We start from the raw sequence: 19,768 nt of genomic DNA on the forward strand, positions 1-19,768 counted from the left end.
CTAATGCTGGATAGTCTTCTCTTCTGCAATATTATCAAAACCTGAAAAGATATATAAAGCATCAATATTGCGCGGGAGGACGGTCACCTTAGTGGTCATACAAATGGCGTGAGCGCTAACCTGAGCGTGTCTTCGGTAATGACGTTCTCAAGGCAATGCAGTTTGGTGTCCGGGCGATTGCAATAGAGGACCACACTCCGATCGAGTACGGCCAGCTTAAAGCGCGTGGTCACCATTTGACCCAGCCCCGAGCTCAGCGCGCTCTCGCTCGGCATGCCAAATACTCCTACGTTTCCCGCCTCCCGCAATTCCATTACCCAGTACGAGAATAACTCCAACGCTTCCTCGAGGTTACCCAGCGTTTTCAAACGATACTGGAACTCTAACAAGTCCGTTCCGATAATGACCATGACGGGAGGTTTTAAATGCGTAATGAAATCGGCGAAGAGTGGAAAATCTTCATCCATCGACAGCCCGCCCAGAACCTTCACGTTCGCTCTCGTCTCTTCGCGTTCTGCTGCCTCAGCGTCCGTGGTGCTCGCAACCTCACCGCCGCACCACATACAGCCCTCGGCCTTTGCCTTTCGTATCTCGAAGACGGTAAGATATTTCAGATAGTCCTCCTCATTCACAAACGGCACGATACCGCGCCGTAATCGCCGCTCATCCCAGCCACTGCTCGGGATCACCACGCAATGAGTCCCTTGCTGGATGCAGTTGATAATCATGTGCGCGATGATCGATTGGTACCCCAGGAGCGATAAATCGTCGCCGTACTCGATAATGGCCGTGCTTCCCTTACTCAAGCCGCCGTCCAGAATCGCATCTAATTCCACACACCCGGTCGAGAGATGCGTGGCGGTATTCGGTATCGTCTCCACGCGTCTCGGCTTCTCCACTCGCCGCCGCTCGAATGGCGGGAAATAGCGGAATCGGCCGTCATCTAACGTAAAGCCGTAGTGGTGCTGGTCTACGCGGACGCCCCGTAGCTTCTCTAACAGCATTTCCCGGCCTCGCCGGTTATCTACGGCTATGCGGCTCATCTCGATGATGCCGTCAACGAGGTAATCGAGCCGGGTCGTGCCGGTTCGTTCGGATATGAGTATCAAATTCATTTTGTATTGCATGGCGTATTGCCGTACCATGCTGGTGATCGCCGCTTCCAGTTCCTCGATCTTCTCCTCCTTCTCTTCCGAGGTTATCGCTTCCCAGCTATCAATGACGAGCGTCGCGGTTTTTTCCGCCTCGCCCAATTTCTCGTACAGCACGTCCGAGAAGGACCGTAAGCCAGAAAAGCCTTTCTGTGACGGATACAGCTTCGTTGCGTCGATCACGCTGATCATGTCTGCACGTGCTTCCAGCCAGGGCAATTGCGTGTACAGCGCGGGCAATGAGACCCGCGTCGAGAGATAAACGGCGTTCTCGCCGCCGAACTCGTTGAGGATCTCGAAAGCGAGCATCGTCTTCCCCGTGCCAGGCATGCCCTTCAACAGCAGCGAATAGCCCGCACCCGGCGCTAGCGCCGCCCTCAATTCCGGTGGAATTCTACTAATCATCGTACGTGTGTATACATACATGGTTCGGCACTATTATAAAATCTGTCTGTCGGACAAAGTGCGCTGCACTTCATGCAGAATGATTCCGCATGTATGGCGCTCAAAAGTGGTAGTTTGGACAAGACGAGTTACCTGTCCGGTTTTTTGGTTGAGATGCTTCTTCCAGCCGTTTCGGGTTCTTAGTTTGGCAGGTTTGGATAGGCGAAGAGAATTTCGATTAATCACAAGCCAACTTGACAAAAATTAGTTAAGTATGGGTAGTGATCAGACTGCATTAGCCGAAGGATATTAATAGCCGTGGGGATGTACTTCAACTATTTTGTTACCTTCATATCTCGGAGAGTAATGTGTAATTTTTCCAGTTCGCTTATTCCCTTGGGAATCAATGAATTCGTATTTTTTGATTTCAAAATCCTTTTTAACTTTAAAAGTCGTCTGAATTCTTTCATCTAAGCTTTCTGTCCGCTCAACAAACTCTTCGTAAGCTTGTGGATCAACTTTACCTAAAACTTCCTTATCCCACACGAGTACATATACCGAAGTCAATTGCCTATCCATTTTATATGCGAAGGCTATTAGATATCGGTTTATATCAGAAAGAATCTTACTTGTCTTTCCAACAAGTATAACCCCTATTTTAATATTCCGGGTTATGTAATCCAAGGGGGGTTTTTGGCTAGAAGCAGTTGTTATTTTATATAAAAAATTAATCAATCCAGATATCTCAGCGGACATTTCACGAGAATAAGGTTTTCCTGCGGTTTTTCTCGAATATTCGTCAAGTTCTACAAGTAGCATTCTCGTAAAAAGACCTCTGTCATTAATTTCAACAATTTTTTCGTTCCATTTTTTAATGTCGGTCGATTTGGTAATGTTAGGCTGATATTCGTTACGTAAATACCAATCCAGTATCCTTTTATCTCCAATTTCCTCGATTAAGCTTTTAATAAGATTCATGTCAATTGAACGTTCTAGCGGTTCGTCTAGGATGTGTCTAATCCCAACAAGAGCGGTTTTTTCAACTAAAGCAGTAGTAAGTAGTACCACGTTCCTTTCTTGTAATTCGGCCGGATCGAGTCGCACAATAATCTCATTATTTTCGATACTTGTTGCTTGTCCAGCCCCCCCTTCAAACCAGTTTATCTTTATAGCTTTAGGTAAGTATTCATTCCCAAAAGGCATGGCACGGCGAGCAAGATTGATACGACTGTTAACGTGATTTTCAATAAATTTTTTCTCGGCATCGCTATCTCCGAATAACTTATATTTTACCCAATAATATTTTGAACGCCATGTCGAACTACGATCTACATCGATTAGTATCCACATTAACCAGCCAATAACAAGAATAAAAACTACAAAAAGGCCCCATAGACCGTAATCGAGTATCAAATCAATAAATGTTATTAATTCAGATATCATGTTCAGCGCTCCTTAAATACGCTGCGAGTTCTAGAATACACGATTCTCTGTTGCAACAAAACAATAAATTGTCTGATTTGCGGGCGACTGCCCTAAAGTTTTCGAGCGTTATTGTCTCGTCACAAATAATACAGTGAATTTCTCCTTGCGCTAATTTTTCAGATAACCCTAGTGATTCAAAAAAATCGGGTACATTGTCATGGTGGATAGCCCGGAATATTTCTTCTTCTCTTTTTTCCATTTTATCCAATCTTTTATCCTTCTCCCCTATCTGACGAAAGGGTATTTATTGAGCAATTATTAATTTGAGCTTAAAAAATTTTCGGTCTATCAATCTTTTTCTCACTGCTTATATCTTTGAATAGTCAAATTACCACGCTTTGGTTACAACTTAAATCCCCACACATTCAAACCCTTTATGAGGTGCCCCCTCTGGTTTTGCGCATAAGTTTTGGGGTGCTGGTGTAGCGCAATCTCTCCCTCTAAATCCTTTGGAACCTTCCGTTTCGTAATCGCAAGCGACGTCAGACGTCACAGCGGTGTTCCGTCCAGGAACCCCCGGAGCAGCATTGGCCATAACCCCTTCCAGAACAGCATCTTCAGTTCGTACACGCCTTCCACGCCTCGCTTCTCCGTATAAAAGCCCGCCTTCTCGAAGACCCGGAGCATCGCCTTGTTATCCATCAGCACGTCCGCAGTGAACCCGAGAAGGCCCTGCTTCTTCGCCAGATACGTGAGATACGACAACAGCTCCGTGCCGATCCCCTGGCTATGATAATCGTCACGTACGGCGAAGGCAACATCCGCAGTGTACGCCGTCTCGTTGATCGCATACTGTCCGATGCCCACGAGCTCTTCCTTATCCTCCTCCTCCTCCAGCACCGCCAGGATCACCATCTGCTTCGAATAATCAATGATCACAAATTCCTGTAGCCGATCGTGCGGCATATCTTTCCGCGATGAGATGAACCGGTGATAGAGCGTATCGTCCGAGAGAGAATAGAAGAAATCCTTCAAGAGCGGCTCGTCACTTATCTTCACCGGTCTCAGCTTGAGCTCAAGGCCGGTCTTGGTGGTTCGGTAGGTCTCCAGGTCTTCCGGGTACTCGCCGCGTGCACCTGATATAAACGCCTGATCGCTGAAGATAATGTTCAGTTTCTTCGCCTCTTCTATCAGCCACGGTCTGAATTTCGGGTGCGCGATCGCGATCAAGCCCATGGCGCGTTCTCTGATGTTCTTACCGTGCAGATACGCGATCCCGTACTCGGTCACGACATACTGGATGTCGCCCCTGTTCAGCGTGACACTGGCACCTTCTTTGAGGAAGGGCACGATCCGTGAGACGGTGCCGTCCGCTGCGGTTGACCGGAGCGTTAGTATCGTCTTCCCGTTTCGCGCTAAAACCGCGCCGCGCATAAAATTCGCCTGACCGCCGATCCCACTGTAAAATACCTTTCCGATGGATTCCGCCGTCGCCTGCCCCGTCAGGTCGATCTCAAGCGCACTGTTGATCGCCGTCATGTTGTTATGCTGCGCGATGATCAGCGGATTGTTCGTATAGTCCACCGTTCTGAACTCGATAGCAGGATGATCGTGGAGATACTCGTAGGTCGCCTTTTTGCCCATACAGAACGTTGCCACGGTCTTTCCCCGGTTGATGCTCTTCTCGCTATTGTCAATAACACCCTGTCTCAGCAACGCGACGAGGCCGTCACTCAGCAGTTCCGTATGCACGCCCAGATGCTTCTTCTTGTGGAGATTCGACAGAATCGCATTCGGTATGCTGCCGTAGCCCACCTGAATGGTATCTCCGTCCTGGATGAGACGCGAAACGTACTTCCCGATCTGCGCGGTGATTCCCCCTTCGACCGCCGCACTGTATTCTAACAACGGTTCATCATAAGGAACGATAAAATCCACATCGTCAATGTGAACAAAGCTGTCGCCATGCACCCGCGGCATATACGAGTTGACCTGCGCGATAACCACCGCGGCTTTCTCGACCGCAGCCTTCACGATATCCACACTCACGCCCAGGCTCATATACCCGTGTTCATCGGGCGGCGAGGTCTGCACGAGCGCGACGTCGATCGGGATAACCCGGCGATAGAACAAATCAGGGATCTCAGACAGGAATATGGGCGTGTAATCGGCAAAGCCTTTGTTCACCGATTCTCTGGTACTGTCGCCGACGAAGAACGAGTTATGCCGGAAATTATCCCTGAATTTCTCGTCCGTATAGGGTGCGACACCAAGCGTCCAGACGTGGAATACTTCAGCATCGAAGATCGCCTTCGGATGCGATTCCGCATACTGTATAAGCGCACGGACGAGATACTGCGGCTCGCCGCAGCCGGTGCCGATAAAAATGTGCGCACCCCGATGCACATGACTGAAGATCTGCTCTTCCGTCACGAACTTTGCGGGATACCTGATCTTCATCTCATCCAGTGTGCCGCCACGCTTCTTTTTACCGGGGCTCATTCACCTCACCACCGCGCTCCTCATTATTCCTATTCGACGCACTCGCGCACTCACTCACGTAATCTAAGTAAGGTTTTACGGATAAAAAACTTTGCGGATCCACGTACAGGCTACTTACTCGGGATTATCAACTGAGGAATGAAAGCAAAACTAAAAGAAAAAAAAGAAAAAGAAAAGGGAAGAAGGGCTTAGTTATTGAGCCCTGTCTAGTGCCTCGACTGCCTCGGGGTTTGCGAGCGTTGAGATGTCACCCACTGGCTCGCCACGCGCCTTTGCCTTGATAACCCTGCGCATGATCTTACCGCTTCTCGTCTTCGGCAGATCCTCCACGAAGCTCATCTCGTCCGGAACCGCAATCGGACCGATCTCCTTCCGTACCCACTTCCGTAATTCATCCTTCAACTCCGCTGAGGGTGTCTGCCCCTTCTTGAGGATGACGTATACAATGACCGACTCGCCCTTCAATTCATGCGGTATGCCAACAGCCGCAGCCTCGGCAACTGCTGCATGACTCACCAGAGACGATTCGATCTCCGCTGTCCCTATCCGGTGCCCAGAGACATTAACGACATCATCTGACCTGCCCTGAATCCAGAAGTAGCCGTCGGTATCCATCCGTGCAACGTCCCCCGCAAGATACACGCCGGGGAACCTGCTCCAGTACACGTCTTTGTACCGCTCAGGATCACCGTAGAGGGTTCTGAGCATACCAGGCCACGGTTTCTTGATTACCAGGTACCCACCTTTGTTCGTGATCGATTCACCATCCTCGTTGAAGATGGCGGCATCAATCCCTGGTAACGGCCGCGTGGCTGATCCCGGCTTCAGTGGCGTGATCGGAAGCGGAGATATCATAAAAGTCCCCGTCTCGGTCTGCCACCAGGTGTCCATGATCTGACACCGTTCATTGCCAATAAGCTTGTAGTACCACATCCATGCCTCAGGGTTTATCGGTTCACCAACGGTCCCGAGTAATCTGAGACTGCTGAGGTTGTTCTTCTTCGGCCATTCATCACCAAGGCGCATATGAGCCCTGATTGCGGTCGGCGCAGTATAGAGTACCGTTATGCCATGTCGCTCGATCATCTCCCACCATCGGTCACCGCGGGGAAATGCCGGTGCACCTTCGTACATGAACGATGTCACACCCATCATCAAGGGCGCATAGACGATATAGGAATGCCCGGTAACCCAACCAACGTCAGCCGCACACCACCAGATGTCCTCGTCCTTCAGATCAAAGACATACTTGAGGGTTCCATAAATGCCAACGGCATAACCGCCATGCACGTGCACGATTCCCTTCGGCTTCCCGGTAGTACCCGAGGTGTAGAGAATATACAGTATATCTTCTGCATCCATCTCTTCCGTTTCTGCACTGGTAGATTCACCCTTTATCAGTTCGTCCCAGAAGAGATCGCGATCTTCGGTCATTGGCATATTGCCGTTATGCATTCGCCTGACCACCACCACGTGCTTTATTGATGACGCATCCAGCAATGCTTCATCTGCGCTCGCTTTTGCATCGATGGTGCTCCCTTTCCTGTAGAACCCGTCGACGGTTATCAGCACCTTTGCTTTACAATCGTTTATTCGGTCCCGCAGCGCCTTTGCGCTGAATCCCGAGAAGACCACCGAGTGAACGGCCCCAACCTTCGCGCAGGCAAGCATCGCCATCGGTAACTCCGGTATCATTGGCAGGTAGATTGCCACCCGATCACCCTTTCCAACGCCGAGGCTCTTTAATCCGTTTGCGAATTGGTTCACCTCCATGTAGAGGTCCCGGTACGTTATCTTCCGGACTTCGCCGTCTTCTCCTTCCCAGATAAACGCCACTTTGTTCTTATGCCCCGTATTCATGTGCCGGTCAAGGGCGTTGTGGGCTATGTTGAGCTTACCGTCGGTGAACCACTTGAAGAATGGCGCATCACTATCGTCGAGCACTTTGCTCCACGGCTTGAACCAATCGAGTTCCTTCGCAATTTCGCTCCAGTACCAGTCTATGTTCTGGGCTTTAGCGAGCAATTCATCGTAGCTCGCGATTTTATGCTCCTCCATCCATCTCTTTACGTTGCTCTGCTGGACCAACTCCGCAGGGGGTTCGAAAACCCGTTCTTCCTTCATCAACACATCCAATTCTTTCTTTACCATTTTTACCTCCTCCGCCGGTAGCTTTTCCACCACTAGGTATTGGGGGTTTTGTCAGTAGCGCCATCGTCGCATCGATATCGACCAGTACAGTACACAAACCGCCTAAAGCGATGAGCCGTCGATCGATTGCCCATGATGTTAGAGTCCATTGTACTACCGCTCATGACGTTGTTTTCACCATTATATAAAATAGCACGCTTTTCACTCACCCAAACTTCTGAAAAAACCGGTGAGATAGAGCCGCACGATTTTCTTCGCACCAATCAAAGGACCTCTGCGCTGCGTTCGAGCACGATCACAAAAGAGGGTATCGGGTAGTAGTAGAGTCAGCAGGAAAAGGGAATCCGCGGGCAAACGGCGAGTCGAGTTAATGCGTGGACTGAGAACGGGTTGGAACCGGCACGCGAACCACTATCCGTACTCGACAGGTCCAAATTTTTTATAACTCTAACTGAAATAGTAAAGCATGGAAAAAAGAAAGCGTCCCTCTATTTTCGATTTGGTCGAGTGGTATATGGAGCGAGCTCTTGATGAGATGGGGAAACTGCCAGCGCCATCAGAGGAGGAACTCGCGAGAATGATGAAACGAGGGCCGCACGACTTCGACGAGTGGTTGAAAGACCCGTTTGAAGAGATGCTGAAAAAATTAGAAGAGGAAATGCCCGAGGAGTCCAGCAGATACGGGCCGTTCATCTATGGGTTCTCCTACACGAAAGAGCCGGGCAAGGAGCCGGAGATAAAGGAATTTGGGAATGTAAAACCCGCTAACAGGAAATTAGAGCCTTCCCCTGGCGGTGAACGTGAACCTCTAGCAGACGTTATCGAACGGGAGGATACGTACGAAATCGTTGTGGAATTGCCCGGCGTCGAGAAGGAGAATTTACGGTTGCATGCTACTGAGGGCTCGCTGGAGATTAAAACGGAAGACAGGATTAAGTTCTTTAAGGTAGTCTCATTCGAGACGCCGGTCAAGCCTGAAACGGCAAAGGCAACCTACAAGAATGGCGTACTCAGTGTGCAGCTACAAAAGAGAGAGAACACGAAGAAGAGAACCGCTATACCTCTGGATTGAGCAAGCTGACCGCGCGAAGGTCGTTTAATTTTCACTTTACGTCGTTTTTTGATTATTTGAGCCGAGTAGTCTAAGGAGCTGCTCTCGAACCTCATTCGACTCCACGCTCGTTCTTTTCCGCGGTCTCGCTATTTCAATATTCATGCATGCGATGATGCGGCCCGGCCGTGCGGACATGACGGCGACGCGATCAGCAAGGAATACTGATTCGTCCACGCTATGGGTTACGAACAGAACGGTCTTCTTCGTCCGTTTCCAAATATCCAACAACTCCTTCTGAAGTATATTCCTCGTCTGCGCATCCACCGAGCCAAACGGTTCGTCCATTAAGAGTATCGCAGGGTTGGTCGCAAGAGCACGTGCAATCGCCACGCGTTGCTTCATCCCGCCGGAAAGCTCGTAGGGATAACTGTTTTCAAAGCCCTTTAGACCCACAAGCTCTATGTAGTGCTCTGCGGTTTTCCTACTATCGCCGTCTTCGGCGCCACGAATCTCTAAGCCAAATTCCACATTCTTGAGCACCGTTTTCCACGGGAAAAGCGAGTATTCTTGGAATACCATTCCTCTATCGGGGGACGGCCCACTCACCTTTTCGCCATCCAGGATGATATCACCACTACTAGGATAGTCCAAGCCCGCGATCATCCGCAACAAGCTGGTCTTGCCGCAGCCTGAAGGCCCGACAATGCAGAGAAACTCGTTTGCTTTGACTTCTAGATTAACGTTGTCTAACGCCTTTATCTCTCCTTCTTCCGACTTGAACGTCTTCGTTACGTTGTGTAGCTTGAGTTTGTGATTCATTCTATTTCACTATGCCCTTCTTCCATCTAAATAGTTTATCCTCCACAAAATGCCTGAACAGGCGATCTAAAATCAAGGCTAACAGGCCCAAGATGAGCATGTACGCGATAACATAATCCATCTGCTTCCAATAGTAAAATTCGTTGAACAGCCTGAACCCAAGTCCACTCTTGCTCACGCCAAACATCTCCGCGGCAACCAGAGACATCCAGCCAACACCCATTCCAACACGGGTGCCGGTTGCAACCGAAGGCAGTGCATAGGGTAAGGCAACGTATCGTATTAACTTTTTATCCCCAATACAGCCTAACACTTTGCCCGTCTCCACCAATACGCGTGGGACATCTCGGAATCCGGTATAGCTACCAATCAGGATAGGAAAGAAGGCACCCAGGAATATAATAAATCCTGCGGCATAGTGCGTGAGATGAAACCACACAATTGCAAGCGGTATCCAAGCGAGCGGAGGGATAGGTCTTAAAATCTCGATAATCGGGTCTACCGCTTTAAATACGTTTCTGAACCAGCCCATACCAATACCAAGAGGAAGTGCAATAGAAAAGGCCAATGCCAGCCCGATGCTAAAATGAAGGAAGCTGGTCAGTATATCAGAGGGTATATTCTTCCGGAGCAAATAAAAAGAAAAGACGACCTCTGAAAATCGCGGCAAGAGTGCGGGATTCTTTACCACATATCCAGCCAGAAACTCCCAGAGGACGATCGCTGTGATCAAGGGCGCTAACCACAGTACTTTCTCTCGTATCGCTGCCGGTGGCCTCATCGTCCATCGCTATCCTACCAGTTCATCGTAGAAGCTGCTATCAAAGATGTCCGCTTCACGAAGCGGTTCTATCCCCTTTGCTTCGTATCGCTCTCGATTTATCCCGTAGATCACTTCTGCATAGCCGAGCGAACTCTCTACTTCCAGATGCGGATCGTGGATCCACTGCGCATCCGTTATCTCCATGGAATGCTTGATCGTGGACGCATCAGCGCCCTGCCACTTCGCAAAGATCTCCGCCGCTTCATCCGGGTGTTCGTTGATATATTCGGTAGCATTGATGTGCGTTTGGATGATCTGTGTGACGATCTCCGGATGCTCCCGTATCAGTGTTCCACTGGCAACCAGGCAACAACAGGCATGGTTTGGCCATATTTCTCCTGACCATTTAACAATCGTTCCGGTGCCCTCATCCTCAATTATTGCGGGATGCGGGCTGGGTACAAAGACCACATCAACGGACTTCGCTCCAATAGCCGAAGCTGCGTCGCTCGGTGTCATTGCTTTTATATCCACATCGGTTTCAGGGTCTATGCCGTTGTCTGAAAGCCATTTTGAAAGGATCGTATGCTGAATTGAACCCGGAGGGTAGGTGGCTATGGTCTTGCCTTTTAAAGAAAGCACGCCGTCACGTTCATAGTCCTCGACGAGTTCCGGACGGATAACTATTGCGGACCCTTGGGTCTGGACACCGGCGATGATCTTCGCATCCAGACCTTCGTACAGAGCGGAAATGGGCGGTGCGGTCCCTACGTACGCGACGTCGAGATCACCGGCAAGCATTGCGGTCATCTCAGGCGGTCCTGACGGGAACAAAAAGAGTTCTACCTCGTCTATACCGAATTTCGCAAGATCCTCTTCCCACCATCCTTTCTCGGCTGCTACCATCGCTGCGAGTTGATGTGTGCTTGGCTGATAGCCCAGATTGAGTGTATTCTTCTTTTCTACGCACCCCGCAAGCAATACAGTCACTGCAATCGCTCCTATAGCTATTAGACTTATAACGGTTCTTCTTTCCACGTAAATCCCCTACCTATGTTTTTATCTATGGCTCCTTGCATTTTTATCATTGGTTGTTATCTGATGATTCGGTATTTAAATCATTAACTATTTTGGGTACTAAATTACCTCTTTGTGGAATACGGCATGCAACGATTTATATACGATTGGGTGAGCCTTGTACTAAACGACATGACGCAGTGCCTGCGTGAATCTTCGCTTTAGCTGCGCTGCGCGTAATGGTATGTTTCCCACCTCAGCATTGCCTGGTTTGACGATGACATGGAGAAATCGTGGACCCGTTCTTTCGTATAATCGTTCAAAGGCTAATCGCAGCTCGGCTTCTGTACCGACCTTCAGCGTGTTCTCGATGCCTGCACTTAGTGCCATCAGTTCCAGATCCACGGCGGGTGTCGGCTGGTCGCCGGTACTACCCCAGGTGCCGTTATCGAGGCAAATAATAGTAAGATTCCCAAGTTTCTGCTCGGCCACAATCGGTAGAATGTTACTCATCTGCAGACTGCCATCGCCATCGAGCACCATTGTCTCCCGCTTGGATTTCAAAGAGACGCCAAAGCCTATGGGTGAGGCTTGACCCAAACTGCCGAGCATGTAAAAGTTCAAATCCCGATCTTTAGCGGCATAAAGCTCCTTGCTCGGCACGCCTATGTTCGCGATGACGGCTTCATCGCTCAAATAGTCGGTTATTGTGCGTATCGCATCGTATCTGCTCAGTTCAGGCTTTTTAGGTCTGCAGGTATACTCAACTACGCGCGTCTTTCCTTCGTGTGGTACCGGATTATCTCCCACTCGCCCATTGCGTTCACATGTTTCCGGCAAGATAAGCGCGATATGCGGGCGTTCGTTAGTGAAGGCGTCTTGAATGACTTCTTCTACTAACGCTATCTGTGAGGAGGACTCGATTATCGTATAGTCCAGTCCCAGCGCATCCAAAAGTTTGGGCACCGCCTTACCAAACGGGACCTGTGCCTCGATATTCTCCGCGTAAACACCACGCCAGCTCGCTAGTATCGGTAACGGCAGTTTATACGTGACGGTAAGCGACATAAGGGCATTTATCATGGTACCTAACCCGGTGCTCTGAATAATCATTAACGGCTTCCCACCTGCGAGATGTGCGCCTGCAGAGATTCCAACGCCGTTCTCCTCACGGTTCAAGCCGACATGGCAAAATGCGCGATCGCACGCGACAAGCTGTAGCAATGCACTTATCTTCTCACAGGGCAGCGTCGAGATAACGTCTATGCTGTTTCGCTTCGCTATTTCCAGTACTGCTCGCTCTGGTTCGTACATTTGGGATCTTCTGGTTACCCTATTCACGTAGTAAGTAATAACTATTGCAGCTCTTACATTTATTTTAGAGCGTATTGATAAAACCCCAATTTTAAGAATCCCTAAGACATTCAACTCATGTTGCCGCTTTTGACGCGCCTTTTTCAGCTTTCTGGCTGATGTCATCCGTAGCCAGCCAGTCAGCTTCTCGAACTCAGGATTGAATAGTCCATGCCACCACTGGAGCACGAACAGCTTGATCGATGCTGCTTTTTCTGGTCGTATTCGCGAGGTTCAAAAAAATCTCGAAGAAAGTATTATAACTCTCATTATCCTTCTTGATATTGCACGCAGCTATTGAGGCTGGCTGGCAACCATAACAACAGAGCAGAAAAATGAAGATCCCTATAGAGAAGCAGGTCTTGGTAACGTCGGCATTGCCCTACGTTAATGGTGAGTGTCATATCGGGCATCTCAGGACGTATGTTCCCGCGGATATCTACGTGCGAATGCTTCGGAAGATGGGCTACGAGGTCTCGTTTGTGAGCGGTTCGGATACGCATGGAACGCCGATTGTGCTGAGTGCAGAAGCGCAGGGCATCACGCCTGAAGAGGTCATTGAGAAGTACCATGCACATTTCAAGCAGGTTTTCAAAGAGATTCATGTGGATTTCGACTATTATGGGCAGACCGATACCCCAACCAATCATAAGAGGACGAATGACATCGTAACGAAGCTAATAGAGAACGGCTATGTTTACAAGCAGAGTATGAAGCAGGCGTTTTGCACGACTTGCGGGCGATTCTTACCCGATCGATACGTGGAAGGGACGTGTCCGTACTGCGGCGAAAGCGCGCGCGGTGATGAGTGTGACCAAGGCTGCGGTAAGCATCTCGAGCCCGGGGAGATCATGGACCCGCACTGCAAAATCTGCGGCTGCGATGCGGATTTCAAGGATCAGGAGCATTTCTTCTTTAAGCTGTCCAATTTTACCGGTTTCCTGCTCGATTATTTAGATACGCTGGGCGGGACGTTGAATGCCCGGAACTACGCGCGGGAATGGGTGAAGAAGGAGCTGCTGGATTGGTGCATCACGAGGAACCTGGAATGGGGCGTGAAATTCCCGGGACGAGACGATCTCGTCGTTTACGTCTGGGTTGACGCGCCGATTGGCTATATTGCATTCACCGAAGAGCTGCTCGAAGCCCGGGGCGAGGATGAACATGCATGGGAGCGGTACTGGAAGGATGATTCGGCGGCCATTGTACACTTCATCGGCACGGACATTATTTATCATCACTGCATATTCTGGCCTGCGATGCTTGAGGGTGCGGGATATTCGCTGCCTTCTGCCGTCGTCGCCTCTGGCATGGTGAAAATTGACGGGAAGACGTTCTCGAAGACGCGAGGGAACGTAGTCTGGGTAAAGGAGTTCCTGGAGCGATACCATCCCGATACGTTACGGTACTATTTAATCGCGCAATCGAGCCACACGAAGGAGCTGGATTTCTCCTGGGAGTCTTTCGCACTGCGGGTGAACAAGGAATTGGTGGCGATTTTAGGAAACCTCGTCTATCGTGTACTCGCATTTGCCCATAAGAATTTCGGTGTCGTGCCCGAAGGCGATATAGAGGATGAGATCCGTGCGGAGATTGGGAAGGCAAAGGATGAGGTGCTCAGCGCGATAGAGGAGTACGAATTCAAGAAGCTCGTTGACGCCGTAATGAAGCTTGCGGACTTTGGGAACAGCTATTTCCAGCGCGAGGAGCCGTGGCACTTGATAAAGCAGGGCGAAGAAGGTAGAGCACGATGCGGAGCGATAATAAAGAACGTCCTGCAGCTCATAAAAGCGATCTGCATCTTACTGGAAGCGGTGATGCCGGTGAAGATGGAAGAGGTGTGGCAGCAGCTTGGCATGGAAAGTGACGTGCATTCGGTGCAGCTTGACGAGTTACTGGTGCCACTAGAGAGTGGCAAGGCGTTTAAAAAGCCGACTCGATTGTTCGAGAAGGTGGAATTGTGACCGGTGAGGCTATCGGCCTTGAGTCCGATGCATGCGTTTGAGAAATGGCCGTTCCTCTGCTTCGATCAGTAAAGTAAGTACTGGTCGATTCAATCATATCGTTACCCTTTTATTATTCCCCCGTCCTTATCATTACCATAAACAGGGGTGGCATCGTCATGAAAATATCCATGGACATCGAGCTGAAGGACATTCCGGGTCAGTTAGTGCTCGCGTTGGAGCCCGTGTCGGGGCTTGGGGGGAACATTCTCAGCGTTTTGCACCAGAGGGATAAGAAGACGCCCGCAGGGAGAATTCCGGTCGAACTGGTGATTGAGATAGAGGAAAAGAGATTGGAACGATTGGTAGAACAATTAGAGGAACGAGGCGTGAGCGTGGTGAGGACCGGCGAGGTGTCCCTCAGGGAGTCGATGGTCGTGCTACTCATTGGACATATCGTGCATTCCGATTTAGGAGAGACGATCGATAGCATAGACCGCACGGGATTTGCAGAGATCGTGGGACTCTCTCTTTCCATGCCTGGCGTGGATAAGGAATCCTCGGCTTTGGTTACGCTCAGTGCACTAGGCACAAAGGAACTGGACGAAGCGTTGAAGATCCTGAAGCGTACGGCAAGCAAAAAGAACATCACAATTATCCCGCCGATCTGATGTGGCAGGTATGAATGCGAGGGTGATATGAAAATGAAACGAAACATAAAGACGGTAAAGATTTCGATCATCGGGTTTGGCTATGTCGGAGCCGGCGTAGCGGAAGTGATACGAAGGAAGCGGGAGGATATAGCGCACAAATACGGCATGGAAATAAAGATCGTAGGTATAGCGGACTTGGGCGGTATTTTTATTGATGAGAGCGGTCTGGACGAAGCGGAACTCTTGAAGCTCAAGACAGGCGAGAAGAAGTGGGAAAGGCAGGATAATATGACAACGCTCGATCTCATACGAGATGTCGAGCACGATGTTATGGTCGAGACAACGCCGACGAACGTCATTACCGGCGAGCCGGGTTTGACGCATATAGTTACCGCTTTAGAGTCCGGCAGGCACGTGGTCACGTCGAATAAAGGCCCGCTTGCATTAGAGTATTCACACTTGGTGAACCTCGCAGCGAAGCAGAACACGGAACTGAAATTCGAGGCGTCGGTCGGCGGAGCTATGCCGATAATCTCATTGGTGCGCAGTAATCTCGCGGGTAACGGCGTGCTCTCGATACAGGGCATTTTGAATGGCACGTGCAATTATATCCTCACGCGAATGGCAGAGGAAGGACTGCCCTACGAGCACGTGCTGAAAGAGGCGCAGGAGCTCGGCTTGGCAGAGGCAGACCCGTCGAAAGACGTTGAAGGGGTAGATACCGCAGTAAAGCTCGTTATACTTGCCAATGCCGTCTTCGGGATGAACGCAACGTACAAGGACGTGGAAATGGCAGGGATTACCAATATAACCTCGGACGCGTTGCAATTGGCGGAAGAGGCTGGGTACGTGATAAAATTAATCGGTGAGGTGAACATGGAGGGCGGTTTGAAGGTGAGGCCACGGTTGGTGCCAAAACACGATCCGCTGAACGTCAGCGGCACACTGAACGTAGCAACGATAAAAACGGATCTGGCGGGCGATATAACGGTCATTGGAAAGGGCGCGGGGCCGATCGAGGCAGCAAGCGCGATACTCGCGGATATAATAAGCATCTACTCGTAGCGTAACGTAGCGTAAAAGCCGTGGATGACTGATGCCAAACTTCCATCATGATGCAAAGTGCTCACGGTATTTATTGCATGTAAATCGTGAGCGTGCGTACGGTAGGTACAGATAAAAGGTGCTGATAGAACGATGGGAGAAGAGAAGGAAAAAATTGTAGTCTCACTCATGCCTTCGGAATCGAAGCGGCTGATTGCGAAGGGCGTAAAGAATCTGGAAGAAGTGCAGCGCGCTTTGAAGCAGGGAACCATTATAATATCGCTGGGGACGACAAACGCGTACGTAGCCGAGGAGATTTTGCGTGACGTGCCCGGAGTAGCGGATAAAATAGAGAAGCAGCGATACGCAGCAGGCGTCATAACCGCTCGTGGCTTGTGCATCGTTCCAAAAGAAGATCGGATCACTGAGGTGATTGTAAGGGACGGAAAGCTGAGCGATGAGAGCCTGGGAGAAGCGATAGAGACTTTATCGGCGGATGACGTGTTCATAAAGGGTGCAAATGCGCTGGATGCTGCGGGAACCGCGGGGATACTCATGGCGAATCGCGTGGGCGGTACGATCGGCTCGGCGCTCGGGACCGTTATGGCGCGCGGCGTGCACTTCATCGTTCCCGTCGGCATTGAGAAAGCCGTGCCTTATTCCATCACCGAAGCTGCCAAGCGAGTGGGAATCGAGCGAAGCTACAAAACGCTTGGCTGGCCGGTGGGATTGATGCCTGTGCACGGCACGGTAATCACGGAATTGGAGGCGTTGAAGATCCTGGGCGCCGACGATGCGTTTCCCATAGGTGCGGGCGGCATTGACGGGGGCGAAGGTTCGGTCGTTATCTGCGTTGAAGGGAACGTTGCGAAGCTGGACGAGTTGATGACACTGGTGACGCAAATAAAGGGCGAGGCACCGCTGAAACTGGTAAGAGCAGATTGCGTTGGATAACTTTGGACGGACGTAACGCAACGCAAAACGAGCGCTTTGCGTCAGCTCTACGGCTTACTGCAATCCTGCTGCCAAATCGATCAATACCGTTTTTGGATCTTTCGCCTTGACGACGCCGGAAGCCAGCAGCACACCATCAGCACCCAAATCGAGCGCAGCTCGTACGTCCTCGCCGTTGGTCACACCAGCACCACAGAGCACCACGCACTTCTCATCAATGCGTTTCACCGCCTTTACCGTGTCCTCCACGATCGCGGGATCAACCTTCGAGACCGACCGCCCGGTCCCAATCAGTTCGGGCGGTTCCACGGCGACTGCATACGGCTTCAATTCCGCAACTGCCGTGCTCACGGCGATATTGTTCGTGCAGACAATCGTGAGCAGATTTAAGCTCGCGGCTTTGTTTATGATAAAATCGATATCAGCGATCTTCAGCCGGTGCTCCGAATGATTCACCAGTGTCCCCATTGCGCCCGCTTCCTTTACGGATTCCAGCGTTACGAAGCCGGTATGACTGCCGGGCTCCACCGCCTCAGCGTGCTGTGCGAAACACGGTATGCTCACCGACGACGCGATCTTCGCAAGGTCAACCTGCTGCGGACAGATGACGATACTTACCTCCTGCTCGGTGGCAACCTCCTCACAGATCTGCGCGAGTTCGAAGCCTTTAGTGCCCGCGGATTCCACGTACGCCTTCTCGTTCAGTACGATTACCGGTGTTTTGATTTCCAACCAAGTTCCCATCTCTTTTACCCCTTCATATAAAGAAAGTTAAAGAAAGTTATCAAATAACTACCTATCTATTAGCACTCACCGCTTTTCTTTTTCTTTTATATAACACCTTCCGCAACTCGTTGATACTCTCGACGATAAACGTCGGTTCGGATTCGCATTGTGCCTTTATCCTCTCGTTCTGACAGATGAGCACGGAATCTATACCAGCGTTTTTGGCCGCTAGTACGCCGACCGGGCTGTCATCAGCCAGTATTGCTTTCTTTCGCGGGACGTTCAATTCACCCAGTATTCGATTGATGTAAAACGGATTGGGCTTCCGCTTGACCAGACTTTCCAAGTCGCTCTTTCGCCCGTACCAGATCGTGAAGTACCGTTTCAAATTGAAGTAATCTAGCGCATAATCCACACATGCTTGCTGCGAATCACTCATGACTGCAAGATAGCATTTCTCGCTCAGGTATTGGATTCTCTCCTCTGAGCCAGCACAGGGTTTTATTACTCCACTTCGCATCGCTTCGATCTTTGATTCGATAACGTCCTTCTCACGTCGTGCCCAGAACTCTTCGCTGTCCAATCCGAAACGGTTACAAAATTGCCGCACCCCTTCTGCACCCTCGCGACGCAACGGAGCAAGGAACAACCTGTTGATTTCATCGATAGTGAGTGTTATGCTGTACTGCCTCAACGTTTTCTTGAATGCGTTATAGGCCCATTCGTTTGGTATCTTTCCTTTTCCTCGCGAATCGAGGAACGTCCCGTCCATGTCGAGAAGGACAAGTTGATATGTCGTTTGCGTCGTCATAGCTCTATAAGTGCACAAAGATGTATGTAGTATGAAACGAAACGTAATAAATAGCCCCTTTTTCTTGCTGTACCGTGGATAAACGGGAAGATGGGAGACGAGGTAAAGGAAAATGAGTGTGGTAACGAAAGAGCTGCAGTTTAGCACTCGCGGCGAAGTGGAAATTGTAGATATCACGGAGAAAGTGAACGGCGCGTTACGGGACTCAGCGATCACGGACGGCATTGTAACGATCTTTGTGCCCGGTGCGACCGGTGCGGTAACGACGATCGAGTACGAGCCGGGACTGTTGAGCGATTTGCCAACTGCGCTGGAGCGGTTGTTCCCGAAGGGGATCGAATACGAGCACGAATACCGATGGCACGACGGAAACGGGCATTCGCACATTCGCGCATCGTTTCTCGGGCCCTCGTTGACCGTGCCGTTCAAAGATCAGACGATGATGCTGGGCACGTGGCAGCAGGTCGTATTTGTCGAGCTGGACAATAAGCGACGATCACGGCGGATAATCCTTCAGATACTGGGCTCGTGAGTGACGAGTTTCTGATGGTCCGCACTAAGAAGACAGAGAAAAATGCACGATACACGCACGGTAGCGAAGAAAACGCAACAAAAATAGAATATCAAAAAGTGACTTATCACAAACGCGAAAGTGGCGGTTCGAATCCACGCGTATAGTGGCGTACTTTCAGCTAATATTCTCTTCCGTATCTGTCCCAGAGATTGAGCATGAGTTTACGGCTTCGAATAAAATTCTCATCATGCCCCTCGGTTTCGGGATCTGCGTGCAACTGAGTTCTTGTACGCTGACTTCTATTACGATTCCCGGAACTAGTGACAGCACAGCCCAATCCCCGGTATTTTTCTTCTTCTTCTGACATAATCCATCGTGCATTCAAATTTAGCTAAGCTCCTATTTAAAGCTTACCCTACTGTTAAGTAAACCAAAAAAGGTTACACATCGATGTATTCGTTTTTATGAGTCCTCTTTTCTTTCTTTTTCTGTAAAGGAGGATTA

Annotated in this window: 16 protein-coding genes; 6 read left to right on the top strand and 10 right to left on the bottom strand. The window is 50.1% G+C overall.

Annotated features, from left to right (window positions below; genetic code table 11):
* Window positions 1-95: 95 nt before the first annotated feature.
* The 4 genes from JW878_07750 to acs form a co-directional block, all read right to left on the bottom strand.
* A complete protein-coding gene (locus JW878_07750) occupies window positions 96-1,556 on the bottom strand; it encodes an AAA family ATPase (GenBank protein MBN1762949.1) in 1,461 nt (486 codons plus the stop codon).
* Between the two features lie 288 nt (window positions 1,557-1,844).
* On the bottom strand, window positions 1,845-2,978 hold the full coding sequence (locus tag JW878_07755; GenBank protein MBN1762950.1) for a hypothetical protein: 1,134 nt from the start codon (window positions 2,976-2,978) through the stop codon (window positions 1,845-1,847).
* Window positions 2,979-3,509: 531 nt separating this feature from the next.
* Window positions 3,510-5,462, bottom strand: a complete 1,953-nt coding sequence (locus JW878_07760; protein MBN1762951.1) for a GNAT family N-acetyltransferase — start codon at window positions 5,460-5,462, stop codon at window positions 3,510-3,512.
* A gap of 192 nt (window positions 5,463-5,654) precedes the next feature.
* Window positions 5,655-7,613: an acetate--CoA ligase gene (gene acs / locus JW878_07765; GenBank protein ID MBN1762952.1), complete on the bottom strand. Its 1,959-nt coding sequence runs from the start codon at window positions 7,611-7,613 to the stop codon at window positions 5,655-5,657.
* A 466-nt stretch (window positions 7,614-8,079) separates the two neighbouring features.
* Here acs and JW878_07770 point away from each other — a divergent pair, with 466 nt between their 5' ends.
* Entirely contained in the window at window positions 8,080-8,685 is a 606-nt protein-coding gene (locus tag JW878_07770; protein ID MBN1762953.1) for an Hsp20/alpha crystallin family protein, read from the top strand.
* 36 nt (window positions 8,686-8,721) lie between these two features.
* Here the strand turns inward: JW878_07770 and JW878_07775 are convergent, their stop codons facing one another.
* From JW878_07775 to comD, 4 genes are all read right to left on the bottom strand, one after another.
* Window positions 8,722-9,486, bottom strand: coding sequence for an ABC transporter ATP-binding protein (locus JW878_07775; GenBank protein MBN1762954.1), 765 nt, complete (start codon window positions 9,484-9,486; stop codon window positions 8,722-8,724).
* Between the two features lies 1 nt (window position 9,487).
* Window positions 9,488-10,267, bottom strand: a complete 780-nt coding sequence (locus tag JW878_07780; GenBank protein ID MBN1762955.1) for an ABC transporter permease — start codon at window positions 10,265-10,267, stop codon at window positions 9,488-9,490.
* Between the two features lie 9 nt (window positions 10,268-10,276).
* Window positions 10,277-11,287, bottom strand: a complete 1,011-nt coding sequence (locus tag JW878_07785) for an ABC transporter substrate-binding protein (GenBank protein ID MBN1762956.1) — start codon at window positions 11,285-11,287, stop codon at window positions 10,277-10,279.
* Window positions 11,288-11,449: 162 nt separating this feature from the next.
* On the bottom strand, window positions 11,450-12,580 hold the full coding sequence (comD, locus tag JW878_07790; GenBank protein ID MBN1762957.1) for a sulfopyruvate decarboxylase subunit alpha: 1,131 nt from the start codon (window positions 12,578-12,580) through the stop codon (window positions 11,450-11,452).
* 374 nt (window positions 12,581-12,954) lie between these two features.
* Between comD and metG the strand changes: the two genes are divergently transcribed.
* From metG to JW878_07810, 4 genes are all read left to right on the top strand, one after another.
* On the top strand, window positions 12,955-14,583 hold the full coding sequence (metG, locus tag JW878_07795) for a methionine--tRNA ligase (GenBank protein ID MBN1762958.1): 1,629 nt from the start codon (window positions 12,955-12,957) through the stop codon (window positions 14,581-14,583).
* A gap of 158 nt (window positions 14,584-14,741) precedes the next feature.
* The gene (locus JW878_07800) at window positions 14,742-15,233 is read left to right on the top strand and encodes an amino acid-binding protein (protein ID MBN1762959.1); all 492 of its coding nucleotides are present in this window, start codon (window positions 14,742-14,744) and stop codon (window positions 15,231-15,233) included.
* Window positions 15,234-15,278: 45 nt separating this feature from the next.
* On the top strand, window positions 15,279-16,280 hold the full coding sequence (locus JW878_07805) for a homoserine dehydrogenase (protein ID MBN1762960.1): 1,002 nt from the start codon (window positions 15,279-15,281) through the stop codon (window positions 16,278-16,280).
* A 132-nt stretch (window positions 16,281-16,412) separates the two neighbouring features.
* Window positions 16,413-17,213: a hypothetical protein gene (locus tag JW878_07810; GenBank protein MBN1762961.1), complete on the top strand. Its 801-nt coding sequence runs from the start codon at window positions 16,413-16,415 to the stop codon at window positions 17,211-17,213.
* 54 nt (window positions 17,214-17,267) lie between these two features.
* Here JW878_07810 and tpiA read toward each other — a convergent pair whose 3' ends face one another.
* Entirely contained in the window at window positions 17,268-17,957 is a 690-nt protein-coding gene (gene tpiA, locus JW878_07815) for a triose-phosphate isomerase (GenBank protein ID MBN1762962.1), read from the bottom strand.
* Between the two features lie 52 nt (window positions 17,958-18,009).
* A complete protein-coding gene (locus JW878_07820; GenBank protein MBN1762963.1) occupies window positions 18,010-18,750 on the bottom strand; it encodes an HAD-IA family hydrolase in 741 nt (246 codons plus the stop codon).
* A 112-nt stretch (window positions 18,751-18,862) separates the two neighbouring features.
* On the opposite strand from JW878_07820, the gene JW878_07825 reads away from it, so the two are divergent.
* Window positions 18,863-19,282, top strand: a complete 420-nt coding sequence (locus tag JW878_07825) for a YjbQ family protein (GenBank protein ID MBN1762964.1) — start codon at window positions 18,863-18,865, stop codon at window positions 19,280-19,282.
* Window positions 19,283-19,768 lie beyond the last annotated feature (486 nt).

The organism is Methanomicrobia archaeon, from assembly GCA_016930255.1.
Classification (GTDB): Archaea; Halobacteriota; Syntropharchaeia; order Alkanophagales; family Methanospirareceae; genus JACGMN01.

What these genes read in the sequence shown, in the direction of transcription:
- JW878_07750 (MBN1762949.1), bottom strand. Translation starts at nt 1,556, where the DNA reads ATGATTAGTAGAATTCCACCGGAATTGAGGGCGGCGCTAGCGCCGGGT.
- JW878_07755 (MBN1762950.1), bottom strand. Translation starts at nt 2,978, where the DNA reads ATGATATCTGAATTAATAACATTTATTGATTTGATACTCGATTACGGT.
- JW878_07760 (MBN1762951.1), bottom strand. Translation starts at nt 5,462, where the DNA reads ATGAGCCCCGGTAAAAAGAAGCGTGGCGGCACACTGGATGAGATGAAG.
- acs (MBN1762952.1), bottom strand. Translation starts at nt 7,613, where the DNA reads ATGGTAAAGAAAGAATTGGATGTGTTGATGAAGGAAGAACGGGTTTTC.
- JW878_07770 (MBN1762953.1), top strand. Translation starts at nt 8,080, where the DNA reads ATGGAAAAAAGAAAGCGTCCCTCTATTTTCGATTTGGTCGAGTGGTAT.
- JW878_07775 (MBN1762954.1), bottom strand. Translation starts at nt 9,486, where the DNA reads ATGAATCACAAACTCAAGCTACACAACGTAACGAAGACGTTCAAGTCG.
- JW878_07780 (MBN1762955.1), bottom strand. Translation starts at nt 10,267, where the DNA reads ATGAGGCCACCGGCAGCGATACGAGAGAAAGTACTGTGGTTAGCGCCC.
- comD (MBN1762957.1), bottom strand. Translation starts at nt 12,580, where the DNA reads ATGTACGAACCAGAGCGAGCAGTACTGGAAATAGCGAAGCGAAACAGC.
- metG (MBN1762958.1), top strand. Translation starts at nt 12,955, where the DNA reads ATGAAGATCCCTATAGAGAAGCAGGTCTTGGTAACGTCGGCATTGCCC.
- JW878_07800 (MBN1762959.1), top strand. Translation starts at nt 14,742, where the DNA reads ATGAAAATATCCATGGACATCGAGCTGAAGGACATTCCGGGTCAGTTA.
- JW878_07810 (MBN1762961.1), top strand. Translation starts at nt 16,413, where the DNA reads ATGGGAGAAGAGAAGGAAAAAATTGTAGTCTCACTCATGCCTTCGGAA.
- tpiA (MBN1762962.1), bottom strand. Translation starts at nt 17,957, where the DNA reads ATGGGAACTTGGTTGGAAATCAAAACACCGGTAATCGTACTGAACGAG.
- JW878_07820 (MBN1762963.1), bottom strand. Translation starts at nt 18,750, where the DNA reads ATGACGACGCAAACGACATATCAACTTGTCCTTCTCGACATGGACGGG.
- JW878_07825 (MBN1762964.1), top strand. Translation starts at nt 18,863, where the DNA reads ATGAGTGTGGTAACGAAAGAGCTGCAGTTTAGCACTCGCGGCGAAGTG.